Genomic DNA, 14,312 nt, shown 5'->3' with positions numbered 1-14,312 from the left:
ACATTTTATTTTTTTATTTTTTAATTATTACCCTTTTTGTTTTTGACCATTTTCCATAAATATCATTGTTAATTGCTCTTACTCTTACATAATACTTTTTCTTAAATGTTAAACTTTTAATTGTAAGAGAAGTTCCTTTTGTAATTTTTGTTTTTGATTTCTTAAACTTCTTATTATTACTATATTGTACTTGATATTTTTTAGCATATTTAGCCTTTTTATATTCTATTTTTATAGATTTTTTCTTTATATTTTTAATTGATTTAATTAAAACTGTAGCTGGTTTTCTAGTTATAACTTTCTTTGTTGTCTCGACTATATTCTTTTTAGTTGCTTCTTCATTGTTTTTAGTAGATTCAATTTTAATCGAGCTATTATTATTATTATTACTATTATCAGCATTATTTGTTACATTTTCATTAGCTTTTGTTGTAGTATCGGTAACAATTTCTGGATATTTATTTGATTCATTAATTGATTGTTCTTTTTCAAATCTATGAATTGATTCATTCCAATAACAATAAATTTTGCTGTTATTTTCAATTCCATTTACTCTAACATTAGAATCACATGGTAATTCTCCCCATGTAGTATCAATATAATACCAATGATCTCTTTCAGGATCATAATAAGCTATTATACCATAACCTCTATCAATATGTTCTAAATCTGAATCACTATAATTTTTATTAGTTGTTTCAACTTCTTTTTCTCTAGTTTCAGATTCACCACAATTTATACAAGTTCTAGTCTGATATCCACCATATGAATCCTGCCAATCTGTCCAATTATGTCCAGTTTTATTTTCATATACTGACCAAAGATCTGTACCACAATCTCTACAAAATACTCTTTCAGAACCATTTTCAGTGCATGTTTTAGTTATTTTCATGAACTGCCAATTATGATCTTCTTTAATTTCTTTTTCATCAATTATGTTATCTCCATCTTTAGTTATAATAACTGAAGGAGTTTTGCAATTACCTTTTACATATTCATAATTATATTTTTTAATAATTGGTATTATATAATGATGAGATTTATTACAATAATTACAATCAATATCTATATGACCTTCTTCAGTTTCAGTAGCTGCTTTTACATCATAAGTATCACATAATAAATCGCTTCCATTTGATATTTTATTGTTAATATTTGTATTAGTATAACTAATATTTAAAAAATCTATTGCTTTTTTACTATTTATATCTATACTATTCATATCTTTGTTATAACCATTTCCATATAAAAAGCAATTAAAACTTTTATTTTTATAAAAAGTCTTCCCATCACTAGTATCACATAAATACCAAGAATTTCCCATTTCTATTATATTCCAAGCATGATAACTATTACCAATATATAAATTTTTAATTCCATAATCATTTAACATACTTGAAAATAATTCAGCAAATCCAGCACAAACACCTTTCTTTTCTAATAATGTATAAAGTCCTGTATGCCCACCATATGTTGAAGTTGTTCCAACTTCTCCATTAACTCTATCATATTTTATATTATTTACAATATAATCAAAAATAATAGCAGCCCTTTCATAATTACATAAATCATTATTAAGACCTAAAGAATTCTCAATATATGTTAATTCATTATAATATTCTTTATTTGCTTCTTTTTCTGTTTCTGAATATTTTTTACAAATAGTTACATTAAAAATCTGATAGTATTTATCATCCTTTTTAAATACATATTTTCCATTATGCATACTATAACTATCTACAGATGGTTCTATATCATAACAAAAACTTGGATTTCTTGCTATTAAAGCATTCCATAAATCTTCCTGTTCTATTTCTTTATCAGATTCAATAAATAATGTTCTTTCCTGTTTTTCAAAATCAATATCGCTTATTTTAACCAAATCTTCAATTGCTTCATCTACAGGTTTAAATAAATAAAACATATCACTGTCTTCAAAAGCAATTTTATTTTCATCTGCCTTTATCAATACAGAATTTACATTTAATGCTACAAGAGAAGCAATTAATAGAATCGCTATTATCTTTTTAGTTTTCATATCCAATCTCCATTTCCTATTTATCTCTGTATCTCAACGTCATATCTGTCATCAAAGTAATCTTTTGTTCCAACTATTTTGTCATCTTTAACATAAACTCTTGGAATACGTTTGCTTAAGTCACATACAAATTCATAATTGAAGGTTCCTGCTAATGCTGCTAATTCATCAACTGTTATTTCTTCGTCTCCTTCTTTTCCAATAAGAGTTACCTTATCTCCTTCTTTAACATCCATTCCCGTAACATCAACCATAAATTGATCCATGCATACTCTACCCACAATATTTACTTTTCTGCCATTAATGAGTACATATCCTTTATTGCTAAGATTTCTCTGATATCCGTCCCCATATCCAAGTGGAATTGTAGCAATTTTCATATCATGAGGTGCTATATAAGTCTGTCCGTAACTTATTCCTCTTCCTTTTTTAATTGTTTTTACGTAAACTACATGACTGTGAAGAGATAATGCAGGATATAGTTTCATATTTTCACGGCTCATTTCATCTGATGGATACAATCCGTACATTGAAATTCCTGCTCTTGACAATGATAATGAAGTCTTTGGCATTTCCATCATTGCTGCACTATTTGCACACTGATGTATCGGAATCTTAACTCCATTTTTTTCTACTTCATCAACAAAATTTACAAACTCATCAAACTGCTTGTCAGCAAATGACTTGTCAACATAGTCTGCTTTTGCAAAATGTGTAAATATAGATTCTATTTTTATAAAAGGAAGTTTGTTTATTTCAACAATTTCTTTTACTGCATCACTTCCCGGAATATAACCAATTCTGCTCATTCCCGTGTCAACAGCAATATTAATCTTTACTTCTTTGCCAAGTTTTTGTGCGTGCTTTGATAATTTTGTTGCCATTTCTAAAGAAAAAATTGCTGGAATTAATTCTTTTTCTATAATCATATCGTACGATGATTCATCCGCATAACCTAATAAAAATGTAGGTTTATTAAGTCCATGATTTCTTAAATTATTGCCTTCATATGGAGTTGCAACTGCATATCCATAGCACAAATCATCTAGTGCTTTAGCTATAGGCACTGCTCCATGCCCATACCCATCTGTTTTTATTACAAGAACAACTCCTGTATTTTTATTAAGTCTTGTTTTCATCTCATATACATTTTTGTATATTGCATCCAGATTGATTTCTGCATAGCCCCTAAAATATTCTTCTTCACATATTTCTCTTTTCATTTTCTTCTTCTCCACGTTTATAAATTATTTGAATTTATATCTTTATCGTTTTTTATTACATTACAATTCCAAATTATCTCTATTATGTACAGTTTTAAATGAAAATTTATCATTATTGTGTCACAATTATTTACTGAGGCATAATATTTTTTATTTCCTCAATTATATCTGTAGCCATTATAGAGGCTTTAGGCATCTTTGTTGCTACCAAATCTCCGGCAATTCCATGAATGTATGGTGCAAGCGTTGTAGCGTTTTCTACATTGCACCCAATAGCCAACAATCCTGCAACAATTCCAGTAAGCACATCTCCCGAGCCTGCAGTCGCCATGCCACTGTTTCCTGTCATATTTATGTATATATCATCTTGCGTAACAGCAACGCTTCTTGCATCTTTTAGAATTCCATTTGCATTGTACATATAATTAATATTGAAAGCACTTTTTACAAGATTGTCCTTTATTTCATCTATCGTTTTATTTTCAAATCTGGCCATTTCGCCTAAATGCGGTGTCAATATTACATTCTTATGAAGCATTTTTTTTAGTTTAACATTTTGTGAAATAACATTAATTCCATCTGCATCTATTACCGTGTTCTTTCTGCTTTCAAGAACTGCTTCAACCATATTTTTTTGTATTCCACCCGTTCCAATTCCCGGACCAATTGCAATAACATTTGCCCATTCTATACAGGCATCTAAAGCCTTTTTGTCAAAATCATCTGTATCATATACATTTACCATTGCTTCAGGTAATAGTTTTTGTATTACTTCACGATTTTCCTTTGCAGTAAATATCCTTACCAGTCCGGCTCCTGTCCTAAACGCTGCCTTTGCACATAAAAACGCTGCCCCTGTTATATCTTTATTACCTGCTATAACAAGAAGTTTTCCATATGTACCTTTATTAGAATAATTCGGTCGTTTCGGAATTAGTTTTAAATCATCGCTTGTGTGGTATTTATAAACTGTTTCACACTTCTTATAGGAAACATCCGGAAAACCTATATTATCAAATGATAGTTTTCCACAATAATCTGCTCCCGGATAAAGAACTGCTCCAAGTTTAAGTTCTCCAAAGCATACAGTATAATCAGCTTTAACAGCCACACCCATCACTTTTCCTGTATCTGCGTTCAGGCCTGATGGAATGTCTACAGCATAAACTTTAGCCTTGCTTTGATTTATTGCTTCAATTAACTTTTTGTAATCGCCTTCTACATTTCTTGATAATCCGACTCCAAATATTGAATCAACAATTACATGTTTCTTATCCATTTCATCTCTTGTCAGTCTTGAAGCATCTTTGATTTCAATTCCAACTTTCTGTGCTATCTCAATCTGTGTTTTGAATTCCTGTGTTGCTTTATTTATGTTTCCCATAATATAAATGCAGGTGTTATATCCATCTATATATAACATCCTGCAAACTGCAACGCCGTCGGCACCATTATTACCAGTTCCGGCAATAGCAATTACCTCACTGTTTTTATCTGTTGTTTCTTCAATTAAATCAGCAACACTCTTTGCTGCTCTTTCCATTAATACTAAACTTGGGATTCCAACTTCATTAATTGTATATTCATCAACCTTTTTCATATCCGTACCAGAAATTATTCTTTCCATAGTACTTCACCTCTTATTTATTTTTATTTGCTTTTTCTGATATTCTATATGTAAGTTTCATTAAGCTTTCTGATAAATGAACATTCTCAACTATTATGTCATCGCTAAATCCTAAATCAGTGTGAGCAAAATTCCAAAATGCCTTCACTCCACATTCGACTAATTTTTCAGCAATATCTGTTGCCGGTCCTTTAGGAAGTGCCAATGCCACAATCTCAATATTTTCATTTTTCACATAATCTATTATAGTAGAAATGTCTCTGATTTCAGTCCCATTCACTGTCTTTTTACCAATTAAATCTTTATTTTTGTCAAATAAAGCCGTAATTTCAAAACCTCTGTTTCTAAAATTTCCATAGTTTGCAATTGCCTGTCCAAGATTTCCTGCACCTACAATTATCATCTTATGCGTCACATCAAGTCCTAATAATTTTCCGATTTCATCATACAGATATTTAACATTATATCCGTACCCCTGTTGTCCAAACCCACCAAAATTATTCAAATCCTGTCGTATCTGAGAGGCCGTAACATTCATCATGTCACTTAATTCTTTAGACGAAACTCTTTCGACATCCTGCTGTATTAATTCATCTAAATATCTATAGTATCTTGGCAATCTTGTGATTACCGCCTTGGATATTTTTCTCATTTCCATTCTCCTTCGTTATTTAACCACTTCAATTATATGTTTTAGGGCAAACATTGTCAAATATTTATCATTCTTTTTGACACTGTTCTTTTACAGTATTTCATTGATTGTTTTAGCTTTTCGTTTTATAATCTTACGTGGTATCAGCCTATTTTTGCTGATTATATAAAAACACTACAAACACAGGAGGATTCCTATGATTTTATCATGCAATCATATAAGCAAGGCTTATGGTGAAGAAGTTATTCTTGACGATTGCAGTTTTTTTGTAAATGACCATGAAAAAGCTGCCATTGTAGGCAATAATGGAGCCGGAAAGTCTACTATATTAAAAATAATAATGAATGAACTTTCATCCGATTCAGGGGATGTAATTATCGGAAAGGACAAGTCTGTTGGTTATCTTGCCCAATATCAGAATTTAGATACAGACAATTCTATATATGAAGAAGTACGTTCCGTAAAGCAAAATATTATAGATATGGAAAATAAATTAAGGGAATATGAATCCTTAATGGCCAACGGATGCGACAACTATGATGATATAGTTAACAGTTACACAAATCTACATCATCAGTTTGAATTGTTAAACGGATACGCATACAAAAGTGAAGTTGATGGTACTCTTCGTGGACTTGGTTTTGAAGACAGTGATTTTAATAAAAAAATTTCAACTTTATCCGGAGGTCAAAAAACCCGTGTTGCACTATGTAAACTTTTAATTCAAAAACCGGATATTATTTTATTGGATGAACCTACAAACCATCTTGATTTAAATTCTATCAAATGGCTAGAAACTTATTTGTCTAACTATAACGGAGCTGTTGTAATCGTTGCCCACGACCGTTATTTCTTAGATAAGATTGTAACTAAGATTGTTGAAATAGAAAATACACACTGCCATGTTTACGATGGCAACTATTCAGCTTACGCTGTTAAAAAGAAAGAACTTAGAGAAGCAGCAATTAAACTCTATATCAAACAACAGGCTGAAATAAAGCATCAGGAAGAAGTCATTGCCAAGCTTCGCTCATATAAACAGGAAAAGTTTTATAAGCGTGCTGAAAGTCGTGAAAAAGCTTTAAGTAAAATGGAAGTAATCGATAATCCTGATACATATGAAAATGCCATGACTCTTAGACTTGAACCAAACTGTACGAGTGGCAATGATGTTTTAAGTGTTTCAAATTTAGCAAAGTCATTTGATAACAAATCATTATTTTCCGATATTTCTTTTGAAATTAAGAGAGGTGAACGTGTTGCTCTTATCGGCGATAACGGAACCGGAAAAACTACAATTTTAAAAATTATAAACGGACTAATTGCTGCAGATAGCGGCTCTTTTACTCTCGGAACAAATGTTAATATCGGATATTATGATCAGGAACATCATACATTAAATGATTCAAATACTTTGTTTGATGAAGTGAGCGATTCTTATCCTAATCTTACAAACACAAAAATCAGAAATGTGTTAGCCGCTTTTATGTTTACAGGTGATGATGTATTTAAACGCGTAGGAGATTTAAGTGGTGGAGAAAAAGGTCGTCTTTCTTTAGCAAAATTAATGCTTTCAGAAGCTAATTTCATTATATTAGATGAACCTACTAACCATCTTGATATGGTTTCAAAAGAAATTCTTGAAAACGCATTAAACAATTATACCGGCACAATTTTTTATGTATCTCATGACAGATATTTTATTAATCAAACTGCCACACGTATCATTGAATTAACAAATAAAGCAATTGTAAATTATATTGGAAATTATGACTATTACGAAGAAAAGAAGGACGAACTTACAGCAATATATGCTCCAAAAGAAGAGCAAACTTCTTCTAATACTCCTTCTGCTTCTACTAATAAGCAAAATTATTTAGAAAGGAAAGCCGAACAGGCAAGGATTAGGAAGTTGAAAAATGATATTTTAAAAGTTGAAGAAAAGATAAAAGCTAATGAAGAGCGTTTAAATGAATTAGATGAACTTTTAGCTGACCCTGAAATTGCTAAAAACTCAGCTAAATTAAACGAAATCAGTAAAGAACAGGATAAAATTAGCGAAACTCTCGACGAGCTAATGGTCCAATGGGAAGAATTATCCGATTTACTTGACGAATAAACGGTTTATTTATTGTATTTTTCCTTATTATAAGTTAAAATATTTATAAGATTTTGGTCTCAACGGACCTCAAATTACATCAGGTTTTATCCTGATATCAGTAAAGGAGACTACTTATGGCTAACAAAAAAATTGTAGTTGCTTTAGGAAGAAATGCTTTTAGTGAATCATTTCCTAAACAACAGGAACGTGTAAAACTTGCTGCAAAAGCTATTGCAGATTTGGTAGAAGAAAAATATGATGTTGTTATTACTCACAGTAATGGTCCTCAGGTCGGAATGATTCAGACTGCAATGACTGAATTTTCAAGACTTGACCCTGACAGAACTGTTGCACCTATGTCAATCTGTAGTGCAATGAGTCAGGGATATATTGGATTCGATTTACAGAATGCAATTCGTTCAGAGTTACTTTCAAGAGGATTATATAAACCTGTAAGTACTATTATTACTCAGGTAAGAGTTGATCCTTTTGACAGAGCATTTAACGCTCCTTCTAAAGTTATCGGACGTCTTATGACTAAGGAAGAAGCTGAAAATGAGAAGAAAAAAGGTAACTACGTTGAATACGAAGAAGGCGATGAAGGCTACAGAAGAATCATTGCAAGTCCTAAGCCAATTGATATTTATGAAATTGATGCAATCAAGGCTTTAGTTGATGCTCATCAGTTAGTTATCGCAGCAGGTGGCGGTGGAATTCCTGTTCTTGAACAGCGTACAGGATTAAAAGGTGCCAGTGCTGTTATTGAAAAAGATTATACAGCAGCTAAACTTGCAGACATGTTAGATGCTGATGCTCTTATGATTCTTACATCAAGTGATAATCTTACAATTGATGTAGACGGAGAAGTTAAAGAACTCGGTACTTTAACTACAAAAGAAGCTGAAGAATTAATTGATAAAGGATACTTTGATCCTATTACTTCTCTTCCTAAGATTGATGCATCTCTCAATTTCGTATTAGCAAAGAAGGGAAGAAAGGCTATCATTTCTAACCTTGCTAAAGCTAAAGATGCAATCAGAGGAAAAATTGGTACTGTAATTGAATAACAGTCAATTTAATTAACAAATGTTTACAATATGCTCTCTACAAAATATACAATGCGTATTTTAGTAGCGGGCATATTATTTATTCAAAAATAATGTATACATACAGGAATTATTTTTTTATTATTTCTGTATATAAAAGGGGTATTTATGCACGATATTTTACAATATGAAGAAAAGCTAATTAAAACCAGATTAGAACTAAATGATTTAATTGAAAAGTATTCTAACAATAAAGAAAACATAGACAAAGCTATAATCGAAAATAAAATTGAATACTTAACAAAAGAATTAGACTATCTTAACAACCAGTTAAATCTTTTAAAATTATCTGTTGAGAATGAAACCGAACATAATAATACATATTCTGCGGACAAACCTACAGTTAATCCACAACCTTATTATTCTGCCGGGCACAGTTCTGCACCACAGCCTTATTATTCTAAGGGGCAGGTTCATCCTTATTCACCTGTCACTTCTACTACAGGCACTAGCATTGACAATGGTGTTAGAAAAAATTCAACTAAAAATTTCAATAATTTTGAATTACTCATGGGCAAATCTTTAATGGGAATTTTTGCCTCTGTATTAATTTTTATCAGTTTAATTTTATTTGCCACTTTAGTATTGCCAATGTTATCTGATACTGCAAAAATTTTAATTTTATATATTTTCAGTTTTGCACTTATGATAGCCGGAATTTTTCTTCTAAAAAAAGATTCACATAACAAGCTTTATATTTCAATTAGTGGATGTGGCACAGGGGCAATATTCATTTCATTGTTGCTGAGTAACATGTATTTTAAAATTATTAACGAAATAACATTATATTTATTTATATTTGTATGGGCATTATTTGTTTGTGTATTATCTAAAACAAAATCATATATTTTTGCAATTATTGGTCAGGCAGGTATTACAATTTCCATTTTATTTGGCACTTATTTTTGTCACGCTTCAGGCGATTGGAACAAATTGCTTTTTCTCTCTGCATTTTTTGTAGTAACAGAATCAATATTTTATTACACTAATATTCAAGATGAATATCACAAAAATTCAATTTGCAATATATTCAATATAATATGCTTATTCACTTTTAATGCTACAATGCCTGACTATAAACTTTATGCAGGAAATAGCACAGTGATTATTTTGTCTTACTGCATCCTACTACTTTTTATATCCTCTATTATTATTACCGGGTTTGTTAAAATGAAAGTAGATAACAATTTTTCTGCTGTATTCAGTATTACAAATATGTTTTATTATATTGCTTTAACGACCTTATATTGTTTTAGTTTCAATGAATTCTTTAATATAGCTGTAGCGCTCTTAATTCTTATTGGAATTGAATTAAAATTTAAAGACGAAAACAAATTTGATATTATACTTCTTCAAACTGCTATGATGCTTGTTCCGATAATTAGTATGGTACAAATTGCTTTTGATAACAGCGGAAATTTTATTTATAATTATTTTTATTTATCAATATTTATTATCCCATTTGCTGTATACGGTTATTTTTACAAGCAATATATATATAAGATATTCAGTATTGTGTATTTTATATTTTTCGTACTAAACAGTTCTACTAATAATATTTCAAGATTACTCATTAGTATTTCACTTTTATGTCTATTTTCATTCTTAATGAAATATACAAAAGATTATAGTAACAAAATAAAAATATTATTATACTGTATGTTCATCTTTATTACGATAAATGATTTTAGCAATATAATTGCTCCTTTATTTTCTACACATATAGCTAAGGATTTTACAAGCTTTATTATTATATGTTTAGTTAATATTGTAGCAAAGTTCACGCCATTCTCTAAAAACTGGATATCAGGAAAGAATGAAAAAAGTACAAATATTACAACTAATATTGTAAATTTATTTTTAATGATTTGTGGATTACGTTTTATTATCAAACTAAATAGTCCTGCATTACATATCATTGCCATACTAGTGACTCTAGTACTATTTTTGATAAATTCACAGAATTATTTAAAGAAAGAAAAAATTACTTTTGGTATATATGTTGGAATTAAATTCACTATTCTAATGGTTATAATTTTAAATTCATTCAATTCACCAAATTACTTAATTAGCATTTTTGCTTTTTTGTTTGCAATATTATGTATTGTGTTAGGATTTTGTTTTTCTTTCAAATCGCTTCGTATTTACGGGCTTGTACTTTCTTTAGTAAGCATTGCAAAACTAATTTTATTAGATATTACATATGATAACACTATCGGACATGCTTTAAGCTTTTTTGTCTGTGGAATATTATGTTTTGTAATTAGTACAATTTATAATATAGTAGACAAAAAAATAAATAAGCAATAGGTCCTTTATATAAAAATCAGGATGGTTTAAACCCACCCTGATTTTTTTGTTTATGGACTTTAGTCTGTCCGAAAACAATCACGCAGCGTATGATTGTTTTCGGACTATAAACCACCTGCTATGCGGATGGCGGCATTTGTATTTATTTTCTACTAATTATTTACATTATATAAATCATAATATATTCCATGTTTATTTATAAGTTCATCATGTGTTCCCTGCTCTTCTATTCCATTTTCAGTAAGAACAAGAATCTTTTCTGCATTTCTGATTGTTGTTAGTCTATGTGCAATAACTAATGTTGTTCTGTTTTTTGCAAGCTTTTCTAAAGATTCCTGAACTACTTTTTCACTTTCATTATCAAGAGCTGATGTTGCTTCATCAAAAATCAAAATAGGCGGATTTTTAAGAAATACTCTTGCAATTGATAATCGCTGTTTTTGTCCACCTGACAATTTAATTCCTCTTTGCCCTATATCAGTTTCATATCCATTTGGAAGTGACATAATAAATTCATGGGCATTTGCATTTTTTGCAGCCTCAATAACTTCTTCTTTCGTTGCATTTTTCTTTCCGTAACGTATATTGTCATACACTGTTCCCGCAAACAAATACACATCCTGTTGCACAATTCCAATATTATTTCTAAGATTCTCTAATTTTATTTTTCTAATATCAGTATCATCAATTGTAATTTCGCCTTTTGTAACATCGTAAAATCTCGGTATTAAATTACACAAAGTAGTTTTTCCGGCACCTGATGAACCAACCAAAGCTACATACTGTCCTTGTGGGATTTCCAAATTAATATGCTTTAATACTCTATGTGCTGTGTCATTATACTTAAATGAAACGTCATTAAATTTAATATTTCCTTTTACATCATTTAATTCAATTGCATCAGCATTATCTTTAATATCCGGTTCAATTTCCAATATTTCCAAAAATCTTTCAAAACCTGAATACCCATTTTGAAACTGTTCAGTAAAATCAATCAGAGTCTTAATTGGATCCGTAAATATATTTATATAAAGTAAAAATGTAATCATGTCTGTTACATTTACAATTTCTCTTGTTATACAAAATCCACCTACGATTATTACAATCAGATTAATCATTGTAGTAAATGCAGTTAATCCCGAATTGTAACCACCCATATATTTGTAATTATCTTTTTTAGCTTCTAAAAATTCCTGATTTCCAATTTGGAATTTTTCATTTTCAAGTTCTTCATTTGCAAATGATTTAACAACACGTATTCCTGATAAATTATCTTCAATTTTTTCATTGATTGCTGCTATTTTTACTCTGTTTTTCTTAAATGCTTTTTTCATTTTTTTATTAAAAAAGTAAGCATAACAAATCATAAACGGTACCAGAATAAATGCTGCAATTGTAAGTTGTGGACTGATTGTACAAAGAATAATAAGAGCCCCTATTATTTTTATAAAAGAAATTGTCAAATTTTCCGGTCCGTGATGAAGTAACTCTGTTATGTCAAATAAATCTGATGTTACCCTTGACATAAGCTGTCCTACCTTCTGGTCATCATAAAATGAAAAAGATAATTTCTGATAATGTGCAAATATTTCTGCTCTCATGTCATATTCAATTTTTGCTCCCATAACATGTCCATAATTTGAAATATAAAAATTAGAATATGCCTGTATTGCAATTAATATTGTTACAACTACTGCTATAACTATAAGTTGTCTAAAAACATCTTTAGCCGGTAAATATACTACTGTTGAAGTCACATATCTAACTACTAACGGAATTACAAGCGCTATAATTGATGCTAAAAATGCGAAAAACATATCTATAAAGAATACATGTTTATACGGTTTGTAATACTGAAATAATTTCTTTAAATTTTCTTTCATTTTTTACACACTATCCTTTCTTTTTTTCTGATTTGTTCCTAATACCAATACACTAATATTTTATTAGTCTATTGGCATTGGGAATAAATATTTATTATAACGCATAAAAACACTTGACCCACATTATGAGCCAAGTGCTATAATTTTATGCTTTAATTTTAATAATAAAAATTGTCTATTCCATATTCAAATAAATTTATTTCCACTTTATAGAATAAACTCCATTGCTGTTTGCATTTGCTTTTTCAATCTTAATATAGTATGTTCCGGCATTAGCTTTTCCGTAAGTTGTACTATATGTAAGTTTTAAATCTCTCTTGTATCCATAATATGATGTGCTATCAATCTTTTTACCTTTTTTATTGTAAATAGTGAATTTAAGATTATTTTCTACGTTACCATCAAGAGTTATTGTAACAGGTTTCTTTTTCTTTACTGTAAATTTATACCAATTTGCTTTCTTATCTCCTGCTGTAACAATACCCTTTACTGTTTTTCCTTTTTTTATCTTTACTGCTTTAGCTCTCTTAGCTCCGCTTTTAGCCTTAACAGCTGTTTCCTTTAAAGAAAAGCTCTGTTCTTTACCATATGATGTTCCATTAGAAGTAACCTCAAATTTATAAGTTTTACCCTTCTTTACTGCAAAAGATGCCTGACTGTCACTTGTCAAATCAGATACCCATTTTTTTTCACATACAGTCTTACCTGAATCAACAAATGTTACATAACTGCCCATAGAATAAGGAAGTGTTACTGTAACTTTTCCTGTCTTTGTAGCTGTATAATTAAAAACATACTTATCTTCGCCTGAGTTTCTATAATATGTAATTGTCTCACCATCCTTGATTACTTTTGCATCAAGTGTATAGAATCCTGTCTGTACTGTGAATGTATTTGTATAAACATCTTCACCGTTATAGCAATATGAATCAAATTTTATGTAATATGTTCCCGCATTTGAAAATGAAACATAATCTTCAACTGTTGTTGAACCAACCTTCAAATCTGTTAAATATTCCATTCTGTTAGTGCATGCTGCATCAGAATATACTTCAATATTAATATCCTTTAATACACTTGTAGCTGTTGTTACAACTTTTAAGCTTCCCGCTTTAGTAACATTTACAGGTACAACAACACCCTGATAATACTTTCCATTAATAAAATTGCTATTATTATAGCTAAATGTCTGTGGAGCTGTCATTGCTTCTGTGCCATAATAAAATTCTGTCGGTGTAATTGCATCAGCCGCAAACGCTGTTGTAATCATTCCTACAGCCATAATAGTTGTAGCTGCAAGTAAAGTAATCATTTTCCCTAATTTTCTCATTATATTTTCTCCTTAAATAAATTTTTTATATTCAAAATATAA

At 29.9% G+C, this 14,312-nt stretch carries 9 protein-coding genes; 3 read left to right on the top strand and 6 right to left on the bottom strand.

Annotation, left to right across the window (positions count from 1 at the left end):
- Positions 1–13: 13 nt before the first annotated feature.
- The 4 genes from DWW96_RS08985 to DWW96_RS08970 form a co-directional block, all read right to left on the bottom strand.
- Complete coding sequence (locus tag DWW96_RS08985) at positions 14–2,038, bottom strand: transglutaminase domain-containing protein (protein ID WP_117910179.1); 2,025 nt, start codon at positions 2,036–2,038, stop codon at positions 14–16.
- 20 nt (positions 2,039–2,058) lie between these two features.
- Entirely contained in the window at positions 2,059–3,261 is a 1,203-nt protein-coding gene (gene alr, locus DWW96_RS08980; RefSeq protein WP_117910178.1) for an alanine racemase, read from the bottom strand.
- Between the two features lie 130 nt (positions 3,262–3,391).
- A complete protein-coding gene (locus tag DWW96_RS08975; RefSeq protein ID WP_117910177.1) occupies positions 3,392–4,888 on the bottom strand; it encodes an NAD(P)H-hydrate dehydratase in 1,497 nt (498 codons plus the stop codon).
- A gap of 13 nt (positions 4,889–4,901) precedes the next feature.
- Positions 4,902–5,546 (bottom strand): redox-sensing transcriptional repressor Rex, encoded by a 645-nt coding sequence (locus DWW96_RS08970; RefSeq protein ID WP_117910176.1) that lies wholly within the window; start codon positions 5,544–5,546, stop codon positions 4,902–4,904.
- A gap of 190 nt (positions 5,547–5,736) precedes the next feature.
- Here DWW96_RS08970 and abc-f point away from each other — a divergent pair, with 190 nt between their 5' ends.
- The 3 genes from abc-f to DWW96_RS08955 all read left to right on the top strand — a co-directional run bounded on the left by abc-f (position 5,737) and on the right by DWW96_RS08955 (position 11,057).
- On the top strand, positions 5,737–7,659 hold the full coding sequence (gene abc-f, locus DWW96_RS08965) for a ribosomal protection-like ABC-F family protein (protein ID WP_117910175.1): 1,923 nt from the start codon (positions 5,737–5,739) through the stop codon (positions 7,657–7,659).
- 116 nt (positions 7,660–7,775) lie between these two features.
- Positions 7,776–8,708, top strand: coding sequence for a carbamate kinase (gene arcC, locus DWW96_RS08960; RefSeq protein WP_117910174.1), 933 nt, complete (start codon positions 7,776–7,778; stop codon positions 8,706–8,708).
- 147 nt (positions 8,709–8,855) lie between these two features.
- Positions 8,856–11,057 carry a DUF2339 domain-containing protein gene (locus DWW96_RS08955; RefSeq protein WP_117910173.1) on the top strand — a complete coding sequence of 734 codons (2,202 nt, stop codon included), beginning with the start codon at positions 8,856–8,858 and terminating at the stop codon, positions 11,055–11,057.
- A gap of 152 nt (positions 11,058–11,209) precedes the next feature.
- On the opposite strand, the gene DWW96_RS08950 is transcribed toward DWW96_RS08955, so the two are convergent.
- Positions 11,210–12,940: an ABC transporter ATP-binding protein gene (locus DWW96_RS08950; protein ID WP_117910172.1), complete on the bottom strand. Its 1,731-nt coding sequence runs from the start codon at positions 12,938–12,940 to the stop codon at positions 11,210–11,212.
- 196 nt (positions 12,941–13,136) lie between these two features.
- Complete coding sequence (locus tag DWW96_RS08945) at positions 13,137–14,270, bottom strand: PPC domain-containing protein (RefSeq protein WP_117910171.1); 1,134 nt, start codon at positions 14,268–14,270, stop codon at positions 13,137–13,139.
- Between the last annotated feature and the right edge of the window lie 42 nt (positions 14,271–14,312).

This window comes from Eubacterium sp. AF17-7 (genome assembly GCF_003461285.1).
Classification (GTDB): domain Bacteria; phylum Bacillota; class Clostridia; order Lachnospirales; family Lachnospiraceae; genus Eubacterium_U; species Eubacterium_U album.
Note: the sequence above shows the minus strand (reverse complement) of the source record. Positions and strands in the feature narration are given on the sequence as shown.

Bases quoted from the DNA above. Each gene is read 5' to 3' on its own strand.
- DWW96_RS08985 (WP_117910179.1), bottom strand. From the start codon at position 2,038: ATGAAAACTAAAAAGATAATAGCGATTCTATTAATTGCTTCTCTTGTA.
- alr (WP_117910178.1), bottom strand. From the start codon at position 3,261: ATGAAAAGAGAAATATGTGAAGAAGAATATTTTAGGGGCTATGCAGAA.
- DWW96_RS08975 (WP_117910177.1), bottom strand. From the start codon at position 4,888: ATGGAAAGAATAATTTCTGGTACGGATATGAAAAAGGTTGATGAATAT.
- DWW96_RS08970 (WP_117910176.1), bottom strand. From the start codon at position 5,546: ATGGAAATGAGAAAAATATCCAAGGCGGTAATCACAAGATTGCCAAGA.
- abc-f (WP_117910175.1), top strand. From the start codon at position 5,737: ATGATTTTATCATGCAATCATATAAGCAAGGCTTATGGTGAAGAAGTT.
- arcC (WP_117910174.1), top strand. From the start codon at position 7,776: ATGGCTAACAAAAAAATTGTAGTTGCTTTAGGAAGAAATGCTTTTAGT.
- DWW96_RS08955 (WP_117910173.1), top strand. From the start codon at position 8,856: ATGCACGATATTTTACAATATGAAGAAAAGCTAATTAAAACCAGATTA.
- DWW96_RS08950 (WP_117910172.1), bottom strand. From the start codon at position 12,940: ATGAAAGAAAATTTAAAGAAATTATTTCAGTATTACAAACCGTATAAA.
- DWW96_RS08945 (WP_117910171.1), bottom strand. From the start codon at position 14,270: ATGAGAAAATTAGGGAAAATGATTACTTTACTTGCAGCTACAACTATT.